We start from the raw sequence: 19,874 nt of genomic DNA on the forward strand, positions 1-19,874 counted from the left end.
ATTATGAATGGTTCATTGCTTTTCCCCCGTATGAGTATCTTTTTACTTCCAGTTATATTGTTTTTTTATTATTTTGGTAATTTTTTCTGGTTTTTTGATGATACAAGTTTAAATGCAAATATAAGAGCTTTGGTTATTTTTCTGGCAATTGTGGGGGGGGTTAGTTATTCACCAGTTTTTTTTAATGGAAGTTTTTTTTCAAAGATAAAAAGCAATAAATTATTTTTAATAGTTTTTCTTTTTTTATCATACGCTTCAATTAATTCATTTTTAATATTAGAAGATATGAAGATGGCAAGAAGAAGCCTTTTGGTATTTTCTTTTGTTTTTATTATTGGGTTTAGTTTTTTTGAAAAATGTACATGGGAGCTCTTTTTGCGCGCTTTGGCTATCTCTAGCTTTGGCTTTGCTCTGTTTTCTTTAATAAATATGTATCGAATTGACGCTCTACCAACAGGTTACCGAATGGGAGGGATTTCTGTATCTGGTGTTGAGGGTGTCGCTGATTTTGGTAATACTATTATTGCTGCAATGCATTATGCAATGGGCTTTACTGCTGCTTTATACTTGTTTTTTACTGAAACAAATAAATATAAGCTGGTTTTCTGGGTTATGACCCTGGGGACTTTGTCATTATATATCATTCTTACCTTCTCAAGAGCAGGTTGGCTTGCGTGTTTGATACCTTTAGTAATAATGACGCTTTTTCTTTATGATAATAAAAAGAAAGTACGCTGGTTTGTACTCTTTTCATTTCTGTTCTGTGTATTATCTTTTTTCGTTACGGTTTATTTGAATTATGAAGTAGGGCAGCGAGGCCTGACACATCGTGATGAAATATGGCTGACAGTGATATCTAGAATGCCTGGAAGCTGGCTTTTTGGTCATGGCGCAGGGGCTAATATAGAGCCGATACTCGTTGCAGGAACGACATATGTTAATAACTCACATAATGTATACCTTGAAGTGCTTTATAAACTCGGCTTGGTAGGTGTTTTATTCTTTGTGGGGGTTTTAATTTTTTCGATATATATTCTTTATAAAAATAGAGAACATTACAAATATGGCTCAATTGCGGTGTATTGGTTGTCAGTGTTGTGTTCCAGTGCTGTTGTTATGACAGTTGAACTAAACGAATTGATACATACGCCTAATATGCTTTGGCACTGGTTCTGGATGCCTGTTGCGTTTGCTATACTTGTTGATCGAGAGAAGTATGAATAGTAATATTTCTGACTTTAAATTTAAGTACTTAGATAAAAGTGTTTTTGTGGTTGCCTCAGGGCCCTCTGCAAATGACTTTCCATTCGATAAGTATAAAGATGCTTTGTATATAGGAATGAATGGATCGATATATAAACTGGCAGAGAAAAAAATAAAACCTGTTTTGTATTTGTGTGATGACCCAGGCTTTCCTAACAGTAGGATGGATGCAATAAAACTTGCTGTTGAGCAATCTGAGGCTGTTGCTTTTAGTCAAGATGTTATAGATGTGATCTTACGCTCGGATGCAAATCTTCTAAATGGTAAAAATATTTACTTAATGAAAAAAGTAAACCGTATGGGCTCTACCAAGGAACTTTCAGATAAGAAATTTGCTTGGAATATAAGAAATGATTCAGATTTTGTATCAAATTTTTCTTTTTTTAGCGCAAAAAAATGCTCTATAGGATTTAGTTTTAATCTTGAGAAAGGGTATTTTGTAGCTCGAACTATTCCTTATGTTGCTCTTCAGTTTGCGCACTATATGGGCTTTAGCAAAGCTTATCTTATCGGTGTGGATCTAAATCAAGAGCAAGGCCGTTTCTATGAGCAGGGTGAGAATGCTTTGCAGAGCAGTTTGAATGAGCACTATGCAAGAAATATTTTGCCGAGTTTTAAGCTGATAGCGGATAGAGTTATTAAGAGAGGTGTTTTTGAAATATATAATTTATCTGCTGAAAGTAGACTTCCTGCTGATGTTATTCCTAAGATAAATTATCAGGAGTTGGGGAGTATTTATTCCCTTGAATAGATTTATATTATAATAATTAACAATTAATGTAAGGCAAGTCTGCATGATTAAGTCAAATTTCAGATCTGATATAAATAGTTTGCGGGCTCTTGCAGTAGTTACTGTCGTTCTCTTTCATTTTAATGTTACTGGTTTCTCTGGTGGTTTTGTCGGTGTAGATGTTTTTTTTGTTATCTCAGGCTTCTTGATGACAGGAATTGTTGCAAGAGGACTTTCGAAAAATGAATTTAGCTTTATTAGTTTTTATCTTGCTAGAGCTAGAAGAATTATACCAGCGTTATTGTTTACTACTTTGGTTTTGTTGTTAGTTGGCTGGTTTTACTTGTCCCCAGACGACTACGTGAGACTATCAAGAGAAGTGGATAGAGCATTATTGTTTTTATCTAATAATTACTTTTACAAAAAATCTGGTTATTTTGATCCGGACTCTCATGAACGGCTACTCTTACATACATGGTCTTTGTCAGTAGAGTGGCAGTTTTATATTTTATATCCAGTTGTTTTGTTTTTTGTCTCTAGAATAAATAAAAAATTAGTTCCTATATCTGTTGTTTTCATACTTATTATTTCTTTCTGTTTTTCTGTTTTTAAAAGTAATATTGATTCAAGTTATGCGTTTTATATGCTTCCTTCACGTGCTTGGGAAATGCTGTTAGGCGGTGTAGCTTACTATGCCTCTGTTTCTAAAAAATATAAGCCAAGTAACGTATGGTGTCAGTATCTTGGTTTGTTTTTTATTGTATTATCTGTTTTTATATACAGCCCTGCTACTGTATGGCCAGGCATTGCAGCATTACTTCCGACAGTTGGAACAGCTCTTGTTATTTATGCAAATAAAGAATCTTTTTTGACGAATAATATTGTTTCTCAAAAGTTGGGAGATTGGTCTTATTCTATCTATCTTTGGCACTGGCCCTTCGTCGTGTTCTTGTTGCTTTTTGATATAGAGCAGAGTCCTTTAATTACTGTTTTTTTAATTTCGCTATCTGTCTTGTTTGGTGCTTTATCTTATTATTTTGTAGAATCTAAAAGTAAGAAGCTGCTAGCTTATAATAACCGGCTTGCCGTTTTCATCTTAATTTTTGTTCCTGTAGCATTAGCTTTGCTTGCAGCTAAATTGATAAGAGACAGTGATGGATATATTGCGAGAGTTCCTGAGAATGCATACGCTGTGTTTGATCAAGCTAATAACAAATATCACATACTGCAAAACTGTCACAAAAAAAGAAGCTCTGATGATTGTATCTATGGCGATGGAAAAATAGGAGCTATTGTGATTGGCGATAGTCATGCTATGTCTATCGTTAGTAGTGTGACTGGTGTTTTTTCAGGAAATAGTGTTTTGGATTGGTCAAACAGTGGTTGCCCCACTATTAATGGTGTCCAAGTGAAAGATGTGGAGCCATCGAAATGTAATGATTTTTTATCATCAAGACTTAATAAGTTGTCTAACTATTCAGGTTTGCCAATTTTAGTTGCTAATAGATTTTCATCTCATTTTTCAGGGGCTAATGAAGATAAACAAAGCTCTCGTCTGCCAAGGTTGTATTTAAACACAGCTTTTAATGAGTTTTCTGATGTTTATGTTGATGAGATATACCAAGGTTATACTGAGACACTGTGTTTTTTAGCAAAAAATAATCCAGTGTATATTTTAAAACCAACACCTGAGCTTAAACTAAATGTTCCAGAGGTAATGGGCCGCTCTTTGCTAATTGGTCAAGAGAAAAGAGTGTCTGTCAGCCTAGCTGAGTATAAAGAAAGAAATGAAATTGCTCTGCGTCTTTTGGATGATGTCGCAAGTAAGTGTAATGTTACACTGCTCGATCCTATCCCTTATTTGTGTGATGCTGAGCGCTGCTATGGTGATGTTGATGGATTGCCAATATTCTTTGATGATGATCATTTGAATATGCGCGGAGCAGATCTGCTCAAACCTCTATTTGAACAGAGGTTATTAATTAAATAATCTCTGTTTTTTGCTTGGTTTTGACACTTTGTGCGGTGATGGTTAAAGTTTTTTTTCTCTTAAAATAGGCTTTAACCACTGTTCATCCTTTTCATCTCTAATCATATGGACCAGATTCCTCTTCCGCTGCCACTGACTTAATGGCCTGCGGAAAATTTTCATATCCGAAATATCAATTAAGCCAAGTTCGTTGTCTGGCGTTAGGACGACATTGCCTAGATGGATGGAGCGAAAGTACACGCCTAGGTCCTGAATGTGGTCGACAAACTTTAAAAACCGTTCGCGTAAATCGTTAGGGTACTCGGTTTCTCCGCTGTGCAAATCACGCAAGGTGGTGCCAGGTAGTGGGTGGTAATGGACAGCATCACGCTCAATACTTGGAATGCGGTACACCTGAATGATTTGAGGGCAAGGAATGCCCAGTTTTTCGAGCTTTTTCGCGTTATCAGCAAAGCGCTGGGCATAGGGCCAAATTGCTGCCGAAGTAATTAAACGCTTACGGCGGAAAAGCTTTAAAAAGGTGCCGTCTTGCAAAATCATGACTTTATCGCCAAAGCCGTCTTGCTCAATCACTTTGCAGTTTTCGCGTAGCGCTAAATAGTCTGGGTGGTTAAGTTTGAGCATGCCGTGACCTTAAATAATTGAGCTTGTGATGTTACCTGAAACCGTATTATTGAGCATCTTTGAGTTGGCGTAACACGAAATTTAGCTCACTTTTCCAATCGCTTTGCGCAATGTTGAATTGTTGGCTAATCTTTGTATTGTCTAAAACTGAATAAGCAGGCCGTTGTGCTGGTGTTGGGTAATCGCAGGTCTTGATAGGGTTGAGCTTCGGTGTTTTGGCAATCAATCCTAAGGTTGTCGCTTGAGTGAAGATTTCGCACGCAAAGTCGTGCCAGCTACAGGTGGACGAGCCACTAAAATGGTAGGTGCCCCACGGGCAGTCACCGCTACTTTGATATTGCCGGGCAACTTGCCATAGCGCTTGTGCAATGCTGCGTGCAGAAGTGGGGCCGCCGACTTGGTCGCTGACAATGCTTAATACGTCGTGCTGTTGGCCTAGGCGTAGCATGGTTTTGACAAAATTATTGCCATGCAGGCCAAACACCCAGCTGGTGCGCAAAATAATGTATTTGCTGCAGATGGCAGTAATAGCCTTCTCTCCTTGCCATTTACTGTCACCATAGACGCTATTGGGCGCTGGTGTTTCGTGCTCGGTATAAGGTTGGTTGTGTTTGCCATCGAACACGTAATCGGTGGAGATATGCAACAGCAGGCAATCAATACTTTGTGCTGCTCTGGCAAGATTATGCGCGCCTAGTTGATTCACGGCGTAGGCACGATCTTGATCACTTTCGGCTTTATCTACAGCGGTATAGGCAGCGGCGTTAAAAATCAGTTGGGGTTGTAGTTGTTGTACGGTGTCCAGCACCTGCTGCTCATCGCTGATATCCAGCACCTTGGAGCCAAAACCAGATATCTGCCAGCTGGGCGGAGCAGACTGCATCAGTTCTTGCCCGACTTGGCCTTGGGCTCCAGTAATCAATACGCGCATAACAACCTCTGGTGAAATAGCTGCTTTAGCCAACATAAAATTATGGGCTAATAAAATTGCTGCAAGTTTAGCAGACCACTGCGCAGACAGGTCAGATTGGCGCTGCTTAGCCGAACACAGTGCTTGCCTGTGCTAGAATCTCTGCTTTATTGTGCGGCTGGAGCCATTGGCATTATGTTGAGCTATTTTCGTCTGTACCGTGAGCTTGGCTGGCATCCGATCAGTGCTGACGAATACCGTGCAGCGTGGTTACGCTGGGGCGGCAGTGTCGCCACCCATCCGGATGTAGTCGAGCGCTTATCAGCTTTGGCAGGAATTCCTCTGGATTATTTTGGCTGGGATAAAGCCGGAGAGTTACAGGCGGCGATACCGACGTGGGGGCGACACATCGCGTTAGCAAAGGATGTGCTCAAACAGCAAAAAAAACGCGGTGTATTTGATTTAGGCAACGCCGAGATTATTCTGCCGCAAGCAGCCAAGTCTGTGATTACACTACGCCACAAAGCGCAATATGTCTCTGAGCTGCATGCCCAGCGTATTTCAACACTCAAAGAGCAGAAGCAAGGCTTAGCCTTGGCGCGCGAGCCTGAGCAATACAGTAAGAAGTTTCGCTATAACCAGCGTCGTGAGCAGCGTTTATTAGAAGAGCAGGGTGGAGTTATTCTGCCTATCGCTAGCTTGTCATCGGCCGAACAAGCACAGATTTATACCCAGCTGTTTGAAAAACGCTGGGGTTTTGCCGTGCCGGGCAAAGAATATCTGACTGAAGTATTTAGCTTGATGGCTGAATTTATGACAGGCAGTTTTATTGCAATCAATGATGTGCCCGTGGCGTTTCAGGTGCTGTATCGTGTTGAAGCGCCCGAGTGGATCAGCCTTGAATACATCAATGGCGGTGTCGATACCGATTACAACTCACTGAGCCCCGGCAGTGTCCTGAGTTTTGTCAATACGCAAAATGAGTGGCAGCACGCCCGTGATTTGAGTAAACCGCTGCGTTACTCCTTTGGTCGTGCTGATCGTGAATATAAAGACCGTTGGTGCAATCGCGTTGCGGTCTATGAGGTGTCCTAATGTCGGTACGCAAACAGCAGCTACTTAAACAACACCGTCGCAATAAGCGTATTGCCATGCTGGTGATCGTACTTGGGCTTGTGCTGCTAGGCTTTACCGCGCCCCTTTGGCTCTTGCCGCTGGCAGTGCTGCTGCTGTGGATCGTGCATGAGGCCTGGTTTGCCGATCATTTATTTTATGCACCGCAGGATGATTACCAATACCGCTTTCCCGAAACGATTGAGCCACGTGATCTGCTGATCGTTGACGGCCAACTGAAGCTTGATCACAACACAGAGTCGGACCTAGAACAGTCCACCTTGATCGCCAAAGTGCAGATCAATAGTTCGTGGTTGGGACGTTGGTTTGATCCCAGTGTTTACATCGGTAATGACCAGCAAACCTTTGAGCGCGCTGCGCAAGGTATTCGTTATCTTAATTTAACCGGACAAGCAGAGGCTTTGTTGGTTGAAGGCCTGAGCGTACGTGGACGGCTTTGTACGCTCGCAAGCACTGTGCAGTTGTATGTATTTAATCAGCCGTGCCCAGTGGCTGAGAACATAATGATTCTCGCACCGCACGCTGATGATGCGGAGCTGGCGGCTTTTGGACTCTACAGCAGCGCAGACAATGTCAGCATTGTGACCTTAACCCAAGGCGAAATTGAGGCTGAGCATTATCAGCGCTTGGGTTTATCTGCACAACACGCCGCACAACTGAAAGGGCGTTTGCGCAGCTGGGACAGCATAGCGATTCCATTGTGGGGCGGTGTGCCGCAAGCCAACTGTGTGCAACTGGGCTATTACTGCATGCAGTTACCCAACATGGTGCAGCAGCCTGACGTACCTTTTGCTTCTAAGCAATCAGGTGAAGCAGATATTCGTCGTGCGCGTCAGCATAACCCTCTGCAACTGCCTGCGGATGCGACGGGCTTACCAACCTGGTCGAATTTAGTCGCTGATCTGGCGGCCTGTTTGCTGCACTTTAAACCTGCAGTGGTGGTGATGCCACATCCTGAAATCGATCCGCATGCGGATCATATCGCCACCACGCAGGCGTTTTTTCAAGCGCTTGAACAAAGTCATTGGCGACCGCAACGTTTATTCTTGTACGCCAATCATCTGCACGATAACGACCGCTGGCCGATGGGCAATGCGAATACCGGTGTAGCGCTGCCACCAGCCATGGTTGAGTTACCTGCCGATGAGATTTTTAGCTATGTGCTGAACGATGCACAGCAGATGGACAAAGCCATGGCGCTACTGATGCAGCATGACTTACAGCCAGCGCCACCCTTTAAAAAGCGGGTGCGTCGAATGATTCAGCAGGTGTTAACCGGACGCCGTTGGCCGAAGACTGGCGAGAATGAGTTTTTACGCAAAGCGGTGCGTAAACATGAGTTGTTTTGGGTGCGAGAGCTCTAAGCGAACGATTTTATCCTGAGTCTTGCGATTGGGCTGTTGGGTGGCAAGCAGAGCCTAGAACTTACTCAAGATTTGCTGCAAGAGTTGACCATCAAACCCCAGTTGATCGAGCCAATACACTTGATGCACCAACACAATCAGCCAAAAAACGCCTTGATAGGACGCTTTTTTGGTTTTGTGGCGCAACAGTTGCTGAGCCAGTAAGGCGCCAGGCCAGCCGCCGAGTAACTCAACGGTATGCAACTGTTTTTCTGGAATACGCCAGGCTCCAGTTTGCGCGTTGTGCTTATCGCGCGAGTATTGCCAGATGCTCAATAAACTCATGGAAAAGTAGACTAAGAGCGGCCAAAACACTGCATTGTTTGCAAAAGCCTGCCACGCACCGATTGCTGGAGCAGCACAGAGGATAACCATTAGCGACAGCGTTCTTTTTAAGCTCGCGGGTGTTTGCTGGCGCTGCCTGTGACTCGGCTTATTGGGCTTTACCGCACTGGTGTTTGCCTGGTTGCTAGGTTTGCGACGAATGGCTGGGCGGTCAATGCTGAGTTCTGCGCTGCGCATGTGTTGTGCGCGTAATCGACCTTTCTCGTCTTTGCCGCCGACAAAGTAAACAGCCTCGCCTTGCAAAGGTCGGCGTTCACCACGCACGCTGGAAATATGCACAAAGAAATCCTTATTGTCGGCGCGAATAAAGCCAAAGCCTTTATTGTCGTTCCAACTGCGTAAGACGCCTTTTTGTTCCATTTCTTGGACCTTATTCCACCACGCCAGTGACACGTACGCGTCGGCTTACGACGGGTGCGCTAACCGTTACTGTGTTGGCGATACGCTCAGCGTACAACTGATCAATCCAGTTCTTTAGTGCAATCAATAAACCGAGTACTAAGAAAGCCCCAGGCGGCAAGATTGCCAATAAGAAGCCTTTGTAATTTTCGAACACCACAATTTGCCAGTGTTCGGCGATGCTGCCAAACAGCAGGTGCATATTAGTAAACAGCATGCCTGTACCCAGCAATTCACGAGTAGCGCCGATAGCTACTAATACCAGGCCGAAGCCAATACCCATCATCAAACCGTCGTAACTGGCGCTGAGCATCGAGTTCTTCGCCGCAAAAGCCTCAGCGCGGCCGAGAATGATACAGTTGGTGGTAATTAGCGGAATAAAAATACCAAGAATCTGGAAGAGTTCGTAAGTGAACGCCTGCATCAGCAATTCAATGCAGGTGGTCAAGGCCGCAATAATCATCACAAAGACCGGTAAGCGCACAGCGTTGGTGACGGTATTACGAATTAAAGAAACCGCAGCGTTAGAGCAAATTAATACCAGTGCGGTGGCGATGCCTAAGCCCAGAGCGTTGACGGTGGAGTTACTGGTGCCGAGCAGCGGGCACAAACCGAGTAGCTGCACTAAGCCTGGATTGTTTTTCCATAATCCATTGATAGTAATTTCGCGAAATGACGTACTCATGGCTTCACCTGCGCTGTATTGAGTTGAGCAAAGAGTTCGGCGTGGTGCTGATCAAAGTACTGTAAAGCTTTATGTACAGCGGCGACCACTGCTCGTGGGGTAATGGTCGCACCTGCAAACTGGTCAAAATCGCCCTGATCTTTTTTTACCGCCCAGCCACGCTGCGCTGGATTGCTCAAGCTTTTGCCATCAAAACTTTTAATCCACGGGCTTTTGGCTAGCTCAATACGGTCACCTAAGCCTGGTGTCTCTTTATGATGAATGACGCGTACGCCGCTGAGTGTGCCGTCTGCCATAATGCCAATCAGCAAGCTGATTGTGCCGCTGTAGCCATCCGGCGCACTGGCTTGCAAGATCACCGCTGCAGGTTGTCCAGCAAGAGTGGCAAGATAAGCCGGTGTCTCTGCGCGATGACCTAATAAAGGTTCGTTTAAGGCGATGACGTTATCGAGTAGCGCATTATCGTAACTGTACGCCGGCAAAATTTCGCCCAGAGTACGAATTTGTGCCGCACGCTCGGCCTCGATAATACGCGACTCAGTGGATTGTTGCGTGATGGCGACGACCGCGACGGTAACCGCGGCAAAGAGCGCCAGTACGAGACTGTTTTTAAGCATGGAACGGCTGATTTCTGGCAGCATTATTACTCTCCTGCCTTAAAGCCGCGCTTGGCTGCTTTGTGTCCGTAGGTGCGCGGGCGGGTGAAATAATCAATGGTCGGCGCGCACAGGTTCATTAGCAATACGGCAAAAGCTACGCCATCGGGGTAACCACCCCAAGCGCGAATGATATAAATCAGTACGCCAACACCGATGCCAAAAATCAACCGCCCTTGTACGCTGGTGGCGCTGCTAACAGGGTCGGTGACAATAAAGAACGCACCAAGCATGGTTGCGCCGCTGAGCAGGTGAAACAGGGGTGAGCCTTGTGAGTCAGAGCCATTGCCGTTCCAAAACAACAGACTCATAATAAACAGTGCAGCGAGCATGCCGAGCGGAGCGTGCCAACTGAAGAGTTTTTTATGCAGCAAGAACAAACCGCCTAACAAAAAGGCTAAGTTAACCCACTCGCTACTGTAACCGGCGAATACGCCAAAAGCTGAACTGCTGTTCCATAATTCTTCGATGGTCAGACTGCTGTTGATCTTTAATGCATCAAGAACTGTGGCTTGGCTCCAAGCATCGGGAAAAGCTTGGCCGAAAAACACATGCTGTAAACCTGCAATAGCGTCCACGCTGTGCGCTGCCGGCCAGGCGGTCATATCTACGGGGAAAGAAACCAAAACCACAACATAACCAAGCATGGCTGGGTTAAATGGATTCTGTCCCAAACCGCCAAATAGCTGTTTACCAAAGACCACAGCAAAACCGGTAGCGACCGCAATCAGCCACCAAGGCGAGTAGGGCGGTAAGGCCAGTGCCAATAACAAACCTGTCACTAATACGCTGCCGTCTTTAAGGAAAAACCCCACAGGGCGTTTGCGCAGAGCAAGAATGGCTGCTTCAAACAACAAGGCAAAAGCGCAGGCTAAAACAATATTAAGCAGCGGACCGATGCCGAAAAAGTAGCTCAGCGTCAGAATACCGGGCACAGTGGCGGCAATCACCAACAACATAACGCGCTGAGTGCGATTAGCACCCTTAGCGTGTGGTGATGTAATGCGGGGCAGAGTCATCGGTGCTCCAAATGTGTTGCAAAAGCTGTGCGTGGTTCGCCAGCTTAGGGTTAATTAAGTGCGGCTAAGTCTTGTTCAGCTTGGGTTAATTCAGCTTGTAGTGTCGTTAAGGTTGCCGCGTCGGCTTCGTTGCGCTCTGCTTTACGCAGCGCTGCACGTTTCATCGCCACTTCAATCTTAGCCTTTTTCTGTGCTTGCTCGGCAGGACTGAACTCCGCTTTGGCGGCTTTTTCTGTCGTCGCTGGCGCGCTTACTGTGCTGCTTGCCGCAGTCGCGGAGTCTAAGGTCTGCTTGGCTTGTGCAGAGGCTTCGCGCAGCTGCTCGACTTGTACTTTTAACTCGTCAGTATCGTGCGTCTCAAATTGTTTTTCGGCTTTACGCAGCGCCACTTGCGCCATGCTTGCGGCTATTTTAAGACGTTTAATTTCGTCATCTGTCGGACCATCGTTAACGGTTTTGGCAGGTTTTGCGGCGTCTAGATTTTGTTTGGCTTGCTCAACGGCCATCCGCAGTTGCTCGACCTGAGATTGCAGCTCTTCGGTGTTATGAATGTCCAGCTGTTTTTCTGCTTTGCGCAGCGCCACTTGCGCCATGCTTGCGGCGATTTTTAAACGCTTAAGCTCATCTTCTGCTTGCGCTTGACTGGCTTCTGCTGGATCTGCGGCTTGCGCTTGTGCGGCTTTTTTCGCTTGCTCTGCTTTGCTTTTCGCTAAGCGCTCAGCGCGTGCTTGACGTTCAGCCTCTTTGCGTTCGTCTTCAAGACGTAGGCGTTCTTGGCGGAACTCAAAACGTTCTTTGGCGTGCTCGGCTTTAGCGAGTTTTTGTGCTTGCTCGCGAATATCGGCTTTCGCTGCACGGTAGTACTGCACTAAAGGAATGCTGGATGGACACACATAGGCGCAGGCACCGCACTCAATGCAATCAAATAAATTATGTGCTTGCAGTTGTGGGTGATCATCACCAAGGGCATAAAAATGCAGTTGCTGGGGTAATAAATTAGCAGGACACACTTCGGCACAATCGCCGCAGCGAATACAGGGTAACGCAGCAGGTGGTGCGGGTAGTTCTTCAGCAGTGGCTGCCAGTAAACAGTTGCTGGTTTTGATAATGGGGGCATCGACTGAAGGCAAGGTAAAACCCATCATTGGTCCGCCGACAATCAGTCGACTCATCTGCGCTTTCTGCAAACCAGTAAACTCAAGCAACTCGATGGCGGGTGTGCCGATTAAGCACTCAACATTCATTGGTTTTTGCAGTGCTTGGCCGGTCAGAGTGGTGATCCGTGAAATAAGCGGCTTACCTTCAATCACTGCATCATGCACCGCTACGGCAGTGCCAACGTTTTGACACAGGATGCCTAGTTGCGCCGGCAGTTTTGCAGAAGGCACTTGTTGACCGGTTAGAATTTCGATCAGCTGACGCTCGCCACCCGAGGGGTAAATAGTTGGGATCGCAATCACGTGATAACGACGTGATTGTAATGCGCCACGGACCGCAGCAATGGCCTCGGGTTTGTTATCTTCAATGGCGATCAGTACATTTTCGGGCTGTAAAATCTGCACTAAAATATCAATGCCGAGTAGCAGTTGCGGTGCCTTTTCGCGCATCAACACATCATCAGCGGTGATGTAAGGTTCGCACTCCGTGCCGTTGATAATTAGCGTGTTAATCGGCTGATTAGGCGCAGGCGAAAGCTTAATGACCGTTGGGAAGCCGGCGCCACCAAGGCCGCTGATACCTGCTTGACGAATTTTATCGAGTAATTCCTCTGCGCTGGCTTGGTAAAAATGCGGCAGCGCTTCCAGTGAGCACCATTGATCTAAGCCATCGGTGTCAATCACGATGGCATCCATCAATTGGCCTGACGCATGCGGGTAAGGCTGCGGACCAATAAAACTCACGATGCCGGAGCTTGGCGCATGCACAGGAGCGCTAATCAGGTTGGCTGAATCAGCAATCAATTGCCCTTTTAAAACGTAATCGCCGACGCTAACCCGCGCTTCCGTGGTACTGCCAAGATGCTGCAATAATGGCACAATCAATTGTTTTGGCAGTGGCGCGCTTTGGATGGGCTGTTGGTTGGACAATGCTTTGCATTCGGGCGGATGCACGCCGCCGCGCAATGGATGAATAGGCCAAGTGCTCATGACAATGACTCCCGATCAGTCGCAATCAAAGTACCGGGCGGCAAAGGGTGCTCCCACTTCCAGTTTTGTAAAGTGCTGGCCACTGGAATCATATCAATGCAATCCACCGGGCAGGGCTCAACACACAGATCACAGCCTGTGCATTCACTAACAATCACTGTATGCATTTGTTTCGCCGCACCTAAAATCGCATCCACAGGGCAGGCTTGAATACATTTGGTGCAGCCAATGCATTCGGCTTCACGAATGTAAGCCACCATCTGTGGTTTTTCGCCTTCTACTGCATCCAAAGGCTCGGCTTCGACATCCAGTAATTCGGCTAAGGCTTGAATGGTGGTCTCGCCACCCGGTGGACACTTATTGATTTTGTCGCCAGCGGCGATGGCTTCTGCGTAAGGCTTGCAACCAGGGTAACCGCATTGCCCACACTGGGTTTGTGGCAATAAGGCGTTGATCTGCTCGGCAATCGGGTTGCCTTCGACGCGAAAACGTACTGCGGCAAAGCCTAAAATCGCACCAAAGATTAAACTTAAAACGACCAGCGCTGTGACTGCAATAAACACCATGCTCATAGCTTGATTAAACCACTAAAGCCCATAAAGGCTAACGACATCAAGCCTGCCGTCAGCATGCCAATCGCCGCACCTTGGAAAGGTTTCGGCACATCAGCGATGGCAATGCGTTCGCGCATTGCGGCGAACAGTACCAGTACTAAAGAGAAACCAATGCCCGCAGCAAAACCGTTCACGCTGGCTTGCAAAAAGGTGTATTGGCTGCGATTTGCATTTAAGAGAGCGACGCCAAGCACAATACAGTTGGTAGTGATCAGTGGTAAGAAAATACCGAGCACGCGGTACAGCATCGGACTGGTCTTATTGACCACCATCTCGGTGAATTGCACCACCACCGCGATGACTAAAATAAAGCTAATGGTGCGTAAAAATTCGAGATCAAAAGGCTTAAGAATGTACTGCTGGACTAAATAGCTGCAAATAGACGCCAAGGTCAGAACAAAAGTCGTGGCCAACGATAAACCAATTGCGGTTTCAACCTTTTTCGAGACACCCATAAATGGGCACAGACCAAGAAACTGAACTAAAACAAAGTTGTTCACTAAAATGGCGCTGACCACAATAAGTAAGAGTTCGCTCATGGCTAGTATTGAAGGGATCAACCGTTATTAAGAAGGTGCTTATTATCGTGCAGGTCGATATAGCGTACAAGTCGGATTTATGCCTTCTTTAAGTTCTTTTTGATCTAAGGCTATGGATTCTTGGTTAAAAGGCTTTAAAAAGCATTATTTATAGGGAAAACGTGACGTTATGACGCGCTTTTATTATCTGCACAGCGGACTGAGCACTGTGCGGCATAACTGAGGGTCACGCTTTTATCATTAAGCAAGTTTTACTTATTTTGCTTGTTTTGATCATTCTAACTGCCGTTAACCTTTTGTTTTTATTACGACATTGGTCTTAGTTTAGACAAAGGTATACTGTTCGTGAGCGTAACAATCTCTACATTAGCAGCGCATATTTGGCACTGAAGTCATTCAGTGTTGGATGCTGTGGTTGAATCAAGTCTCTTTAGCTGAAAACTATGTTGTGTATGGCGTGATTAAGCGCTGCTGTAATGCAGTGTTTTGCGTTCAAGTCTAAAGTCTGTAAAACCAAAAAATCACAATAGATGCATGCGAGCAATGCTTAGCGTTAAAGCAGTGTGGCTCGTTTAATGAGTTTTAGTGATAACAATACAATATGCCCGGGCGTTGAGCAGGTTTACCTCTGTGAGGACTGGGCTGGAGAGTTAAAATGCAAGATACAATTGTTGAGAAGGTGCTGAAACATCCCAAATACGCGGAGTTGGTACAGCGCCGTACTCGGGTGAGTATGGTGTTTTTTGCGGTCGCGTTAGCTATTTACTCAGGCTTTATTCTTACGCTTGCTTATATGCCAGAAGTGTTTGCTCAGCCAATCGGTGCTGGCTGGACCATGAGTGTGGGAGTCCTGACCGGGATTTTAGTAGTGTTTAGTGCGGTTATCATGATTTCACTTTATGTCTATTTCTCTAACAAGATTTTTGATCCATTGCTGGAAGATATTGTGAAGGACGTAGAATAATGAAGAAATTTCTCTTGAGCACAGCTCTGCTGTCATTGTTCGCGCAACCTGCATTCGCAGCAACAGGACAAGCCAATACTTCCGCCATTGTGATGTTCTTGGTTTTTATTGCTGGAACCATGGTGATTACTTGGTGGGCTGCACGTAAAACCCAAACTACATCTGACTTCTATACAGCCGGTGGTGGTATTACTGGTTTTCAGAATGGTTTAGCCATTGCTGGTGACTATATTTCAGCGGCATCTTTCCTTGGTATAGCCGGTATGGTGTACGTCAGTGGTTTTGACGGCATCATTTATGCGATTGGCTTCTTGTTTGGCTGGCCAGTGGTGATGTTCTTAGTGGCTGAGCGTTTGCGTAACCTTGGCCGTTTTAACTTTGCCGACGTTACTGCGTTCCGCTTAGAGCAAACGCCAATGCGTGTGCTTGCAGCGAGTGCTTCGTTGTTGATTATTGCTCTGTATCTGATCGCACAAATGGTTGGTGCGGGTAAGTTGATCGTGCTGCTATTTGGTCTTGAGTATAAAATCTCAGTGATCATTATCGGCTCACTAATGATGATCTACGTGTTCTTCGGTGGAATGACGGCGACCACATGGGTGCAAATCATCAAAGCTGTATTGATGCTGGCGGGTGGTACTTTGCTGGCGGCACTGGTACTGATGGCTTTCAACTGGAATCCAGATGCGATGCTGGCTGAAGCGGTTAAAGTACACCCTTCAGGCACAGAGTTGATGGCACCGGGCGCTGGTGTCAGTGGTAACCCACTCAACGCACTGTCGCTGGGCTTGGCATTGGCCTTTGGTACGGCAGGTTTGCCGCACATTCTGATGCGTTTCTTCACAGTTTCTAGTGCAAAAGAAGCACGTAAATCAGTGATCTGGGCCAGTAGCTTTATCGGTTATTTCTACCTGCTGACCTTTATCATCGGTTTCGGTGCAATTGCTCTACTGGTTCGTCACCCTGAGTTCTACAGCGGTTTAGCTGGTGATAACAGCAATATGCTGACCACGCTGATCGGCGGCACCAACATGGCGGCGGTACACTTATCCAACGCTGTGGGCGGTAGCTTACTGTTAGGCTTCTTGGCTGCAGTAACCTTTGCAACCATCGTTGCAGTTGTTGCAGGCTTGGCGCTGGCCGGTGCAGCAGCCATTGCTCACGACTTGTACGCCAACGTAATTGCGCGTGGTCGTTCAACTGAAAAGCAAGAAATGCGTATTTCTAAGATTTCTACGCTGGTCTTAGGTGTCTTGGCGGTACTGCTCGGTATTGTTTTTGAAGATCAAAACGTCGCCTTCATGGTCGGTCTGGCCTTTGCTATTGCAGCAAGTGCTAACTTCCCTGTGCTGGTTCTGTCGATCTCATGGCGCGGCTGTACGACTCGCGGCGCAACCATCGGTGGTTTCTTAGGCTTAGCCTTTGCCACACTTTGGGTTGTTCTGAGTAAGACAGTTTGGGTTGATGTGTTTGGTAATGCTGAGCCGATCAGTCCATTCCCGAACCCAGGTATCTTTTCTATTCCGTTAGCCTTCTTTGCGATCTGGTTCTTCTCCGTGACTGACAAGAGTGCACGTGCAGTTAAAGAGCGTGATGCCTTTACTGCGCTGACTGTGCGCAGTCAAACCGGTATCGGTCGCTCTGGTGCGCAAGATCACTAAGCAGTAATACTGTGATGGTTGATCAATCATCCTGTTAAAAATACCCCGACTGGTTCGGGGTATTTTTTTGTCGATTGATTGGTGGGCAGTTCGTCACGGGACGGCGAGGTGTGCCGTGAATTGTAGGGCTGTGACGTCTGAGACGCTTTGTCGCAGCGAGATGCTAATGATAATGATTGTTGTTAGCAGGGGCTTCTGGTAACTTTCTTCCCAACATAAATTCTTGCTAAGGAAGACTCATGCACAATGTATTTAAAGGTGTTGTATTGGCTGTTGGTTTAGCTGTCGCAGCAGGCGCTGTTGCAGAAGAGAGTGTTGGTCATTTTAAAGGTCTAGCTGCACCTGACTTAGAGACCGCAGTAAGTAATTTTTCTGAGTACAATAACCGCTTAGAAACAGCGCTCAGTGGTGAGCTGACTGATAACGATTTGATGACGATCCACAAGTTAACCTACACCCTAGAGAATGCTTTAGAAAAAATTAATATTGATTTAGAAGAACTGGCGCAGACGTTAGAAAAAGTCCATGTGGCTTCAGAAACCTATAATCGTGACGCGCTCAAAGAAGCCGGTCCTGCGTATTTAAAAACCTCACGCACCGTTATCAAGTGATTTTACAGCTGCGCCAGTGTTAATAAGTTGCTGGCGCAATCTGTGTAGACCATGATTTTTATGTTCTATTGGCAGTAATTTCAATACTGCAGTTTTCAGAGATATTCAAATCAAAAAAAGTTGTAGAGACTCAAGGTTAGTCCGAGTTTTTGATGCTGCCGCGAATATTCATCGCCGCTAAACCGATTTGCAAAACAATCAATGCATAAGCGTTTGAGTGAAGACCCCAGATAATACACAACACATTGCTTCTGTAGAAACCGTTCCTGATAATGAAACTTTACCATTTACAGCTTTCACATCAATATCCGTATCACGAAAATCATTATTGTTAATGAAGCCTGATCTCACTTCGTTAGTGATTACTTTATCAGTAGAAGTTTCATGATCTTTACCAGTGTCTGGCTTTTGTTCTGCACCAAAAGGGCTAGGGCTATCTTGACGTGGACTTGTTTTTTCATTGGCATTTGCGTGCGTTAATAACAGACTCAGAGCACCATAAGACCAGCATTTTTAGACTTCGTCATTTTCTCATCCCCTTAACTGATTTAAAGTACAAATTTAAGGCTACGTGAGTAACATTTCTATGTTGTACATTCAGTAGAAGACAGAAAATATTTTTAGTTCAATTAACTCGATGAACGGTAACTGTTGATTTTTTTAAAATATATTTCAATACTTTGCTTACAGTCACAAGTCCTAATTTTTAGAAATTTATAGAAGGTAAGGCCAAATGTATAATTTCTGAAGGAGTATTTTCTTTGAGTTTATTCAAAAAGAATGCTTAGCCAAAGACGAGTTTTTTCAAGAATTACGTTTGAAGTCAGTTGAGAATTTAAGGCAAATTAAAAGCTCTTGTATTTAGTCAGATGGAGAAATAAGTGTTTTTTACTATTCTGATTCAGAAGTAAAATATGGATTACCGATTTTACCGGAACTTTACAATAAAAAGCTGATGCAGTAACAGACTCTGGCATTTATGCTTGCTCATTCTGTGGAAATATTCAGAGAGTTGCTGCTCTAGGCGTTACATGTGAGAGCTGCAGAAAAAAGAGTGGATTCTGGCAATTAACACATTACGCATTGCTTAAAATTCTAAATAATTTGGTCTGTATTTATATTTACAAGTAAAAATAAAGCTCAGCATATTTCATAAGTTCATCACTTATTTGACGGTTTTTATAAAAAGTGCCGTCGGGCTGATCTTAAACGGCTGATATTTCATTGAGCACCCCGGTGGCGATACCAAAGCAGCTTACCCAACTGCATAAATTTTGGCTGAAGGCACGTGAAAAAACAGCAGTGCCAAAAAAGACTTACGGTCAAAATCGAATGGATCTGAAAATCTGGAATTTCAAAATGGGCACGCACAGGGCACGGTTTGGGCACGGAGGCTTTTTAGGCGGTTTTTAAGGCAGGAATTACAGACATAAAAAAAAGCCCTAACTCGTTAAAAGTTAAGGCTTTTGAATTTGGTTGCGGAAGCAGGATTTGAACCTACGACCTTCGGGTTATGAGCCCGACGAGCTACCAGACTGCTCCATTCCGCGCCGATAAGTATACGCACTTTTTCGATCCTGTCAAAACTTATTTCAAAATCAATCATTTATCCGCGATTCACGCAGCTTTATACGTTTCTTCCAGTTGCGATTGACCCACCAGCGCCAGTATAAAACAGTGCAGCTATAGCCCACTGCAGCAAGAATTAAACCCATGCAGACGGAACCCGCATAGAGCGGCTGCCAGTGTGTTGTGGTGACTTCTAAAATCCAGCTGATAGTCATTTTGTCCGGCATCTCGATGGCCGGTGTTCCGAGTAGCCATGTGCCAAGCTTGTAGTTGGCATAAAACACAGGGGGCATGGTAATTGGATTGGTGAGCCAAACGAGGCCCACAGAGATAGGCAGATTAGCTCGCATTGGAATGGCTAAAAGTGCCGCAGCAAACATTTGCATTGGCATTGGGATCATCGCCCAAAACACACCGACAGCAACTGCCCGCGCAATCGAGTGACGGTTCAGGTGCCATAAATTTGGATCGTGGATCAGGCTGCCGAGAAAACGTAATGATGGATTATGTTTCAGTTTTTCCGGATCAGGCATGTAGCGTTTAAATAGTTGACGAGGCATGAATTTTCTCTGACATGCAAAAGCTCGACTATTATGCATCTTATTGCGGCG

At 45.3% G+C, this 19,874-nt stretch carries 18 protein-coding genes, 1 tRNA gene and 1 pseudogene; 8 read left to right on the forward strand and 12 right to left on the reverse strand.

Going from position 1 to position 19,874, the window contains the following annotated elements:
* Positions 1 to 3 precede the first annotated feature (3 nt).
* Genes H591_RS0113565 through H591_RS0113575 form a run of 3 tightly spaced genes read left to right on the forward strand, consistent with a single transcriptional unit; the run spans position 4 to position 3,983 of the window.
* The gene (locus tag H591_RS0113565) at positions 4 to 1,224 is read left to right on the forward strand and encodes an O-antigen ligase family protein (RefSeq protein WP_022967508.1); all 1,221 of its coding nucleotides are present in this window, start codon (positions 4 to 6) and stop codon (positions 1,222 to 1,224) included.
* Positions 1,217 to 2,014 (forward strand): lipopolysaccharide biosynthesis protein, encoded by a 798-nt coding sequence (locus tag H591_RS15495; RefSeq protein WP_022967509.1) that lies wholly within the window; start codon positions 1,217 to 1,219, stop codon positions 2,012 to 2,014. Before H591_RS0113565 ends, H591_RS15495 begins: the two co-directional genes overlap by 8 nt.
* Before the next feature lie 43 nt (positions 2,015 to 2,057).
* Positions 2,058 to 3,983: an acyltransferase family protein gene (locus H591_RS0113575; RefSeq protein WP_022967510.1), complete on the forward strand. Its 1,926-nt coding sequence runs from the start codon at positions 2,058 to 2,060 to the stop codon at positions 3,981 to 3,983.
* A 42-nt stretch (positions 3,984 to 4,025) separates the two neighbouring features.
* Here H591_RS0113575 and H591_RS15500 read toward each other — a convergent pair whose 3' ends face one another.
* A complete protein-coding gene (locus tag H591_RS15500; RefSeq protein ID WP_022967511.1) occupies positions 4,026 to 4,607 on the reverse strand; it encodes a serine/threonine-protein kinase in 582 nt (193 codons plus the stop codon).
* Positions 4,608 to 4,653: 46 nt separating this feature from the next.
* On the reverse strand, positions 4,654 to 5,538 hold the full coding sequence (gene rfbD, locus H591_RS0113585) for a dTDP-4-dehydrorhamnose reductase (protein ID WP_028244447.1): 885 nt from the start codon (positions 5,536 to 5,538) through the stop codon (positions 4,654 to 4,656).
* A 174-nt stretch (positions 5,539 to 5,712) separates the two neighbouring features.
* Here rfbD and H591_RS0113590 point away from each other — a divergent pair, with 174 nt between their 5' ends.
* Positions 5,713 to 6,612 carry a GNAT family N-acetyltransferase gene (locus H591_RS0113590; RefSeq protein ID WP_022967513.1) on the forward strand — a complete coding sequence of 300 codons (900 nt, stop codon included), beginning with the start codon at positions 5,713 to 5,715 and terminating at the stop codon, positions 6,610 to 6,612.
* Positions 6,612 to 8,015, forward strand: a complete 1,404-nt coding sequence (locus H591_RS0113595) for a PIG-L deacetylase family protein (protein WP_022967514.1) — start codon at positions 6,612 to 6,614, stop codon at positions 8,013 to 8,015. Before H591_RS0113590 ends, H591_RS0113595 begins: the two co-directional genes overlap by 1 nt.
* A gap of 54 nt (positions 8,016 to 8,069) precedes the next feature.
* Here the strand turns inward: H591_RS0113595 and H591_RS0113600 are convergent, their stop codons facing one another.
* Genes H591_RS0113600 through rsxA form a run of 7 tightly spaced genes read right to left on the reverse strand, consistent with a single transcriptional unit; the run spans position 8,070 to position 14,458 of the window.
* Positions 8,070 to 8,759 (reverse strand): DUF1294 domain-containing protein, encoded by a 690-nt coding sequence (locus tag H591_RS0113600; RefSeq protein ID WP_028244448.1) that lies wholly within the window; start codon positions 8,757 to 8,759, stop codon positions 8,070 to 8,072.
* A gap of 10 nt (positions 8,760 to 8,769) precedes the next feature.
* Positions 8,770 to 9,483, reverse strand: a complete 714-nt coding sequence (locus tag H591_RS0113605; RefSeq protein WP_022967516.1) for an electron transport complex subunit E — start codon at positions 9,481 to 9,483, stop codon at positions 8,770 to 8,772.
* Positions 9,480 to 10,124, reverse strand: coding sequence for an electron transport complex subunit RsxG (rsxG, locus tag H591_RS15505; protein ID WP_022967517.1), 645 nt, complete (start codon positions 10,122 to 10,124; stop codon positions 9,480 to 9,482). The genes H591_RS0113605 and rsxG overlap by 4 nt, the downstream gene beginning before the upstream one ends.
* Before the next feature lie 2 nt (positions 10,125 to 10,126).
* Positions 10,127 to 11,158 (reverse strand): RnfABCDGE type electron transport complex subunit D, encoded by a 1,032-nt coding sequence (locus H591_RS0113615; RefSeq protein WP_022967518.1) that lies wholly within the window; start codon positions 11,156 to 11,158, stop codon positions 10,127 to 10,129.
* 50 nt (positions 11,159 to 11,208) lie between these two features.
* Positions 11,209 to 13,305 (reverse strand): electron transport complex subunit RsxC, encoded by a 2,097-nt coding sequence (gene rsxC, locus H591_RS15510; RefSeq protein ID WP_022967519.1) that lies wholly within the window; start codon positions 13,303 to 13,305, stop codon positions 11,209 to 11,211.
* Positions 13,302 to 13,877 (reverse strand): electron transport complex subunit RsxB, encoded by a 576-nt coding sequence (gene rsxB, locus H591_RS0113625; RefSeq protein WP_022967520.1) that lies wholly within the window; start codon positions 13,875 to 13,877, stop codon positions 13,302 to 13,304. The genes rsxC and rsxB overlap by 4 nt, the downstream gene beginning before the upstream one ends.
* Positions 13,874 to 14,458 carry an electron transport complex subunit RsxA gene (gene rsxA / locus H591_RS0113630; RefSeq protein ID WP_022967521.1) on the reverse strand — a complete coding sequence of 195 codons (585 nt, stop codon included), beginning with the start codon at positions 14,456 to 14,458 and terminating at the stop codon, positions 13,874 to 13,876. The genes rsxB and rsxA overlap by 4 nt, the downstream gene beginning before the upstream one ends.
* 655 nt (positions 14,459 to 15,113) lie before the next feature.
* Here rsxA and H591_RS0113640 point away from each other — a divergent pair.
* The 3 genes from H591_RS0113640 (at position 15,114) to H591_RS0113650 (ending at position 17,694) form a co-directional block, all read left to right on the forward strand.
* Positions 15,114 to 15,422, forward strand: coding sequence for a DUF485 domain-containing protein (locus H591_RS0113640; protein WP_022967523.1), 309 nt, complete (start codon positions 15,114 to 15,116; stop codon positions 15,420 to 15,422).
* On the forward strand, positions 15,419 to 17,083 hold the full coding sequence (gene actP, locus H591_RS0113645) for a cation/acetate symporter ActP (RefSeq protein ID WP_232362442.1): 1,665 nt from the start codon (positions 15,419 to 15,421) through the stop codon (positions 17,081 to 17,083). The genes H591_RS0113640 and actP overlap by 4 nt, the downstream gene beginning before the upstream one ends.
* 239 nt (positions 17,084 to 17,322) lie before the next feature.
* On the forward strand, positions 17,323 to 17,694 hold the full coding sequence (locus tag H591_RS0113650) for a DUF6746 family protein (protein WP_022967525.1): 372 nt from the start codon (positions 17,323 to 17,325) through the stop codon (positions 17,692 to 17,694).
* A gap of 306 nt (positions 17,695 to 18,000) precedes the next feature.
* Here H591_RS0113650 and H591_RS16320 read toward each other — a convergent pair.
* The 3 genes and pseudogenes from H591_RS16320 to H591_RS0113670 all read right to left on the reverse strand — a co-directional run.
* Positions 18,001 to 18,045: pseudogene (locus H591_RS16320) on the reverse strand (hypothetical protein); the annotation flags it as partial.
* 1,122 nt (positions 18,046 to 19,167) lie between these two features.
* Positions 19,168 to 19,244 (reverse strand) — tRNA-Met (locus H591_RS0113665).
* Between the two features lie 48 nt (positions 19,245 to 19,292).
* Positions 19,293 to 19,823 (reverse strand): DUF2062 domain-containing protein, encoded by a 531-nt coding sequence (locus tag H591_RS0113670; RefSeq protein WP_022967528.1) that lies wholly within the window; start codon positions 19,821 to 19,823, stop codon positions 19,293 to 19,295.
* Between the last annotated feature and the right edge of the window lie 51 nt (positions 19,824 to 19,874).

This window comes from Denitrificimonas caeni DSM 24390 (assembly GCF_000421765.1).
Taxonomy (GTDB): Bacteria; Pseudomonadota; Gammaproteobacteria; order Pseudomonadales; family Pseudomonadaceae; genus Denitrificimonas; species Denitrificimonas caeni.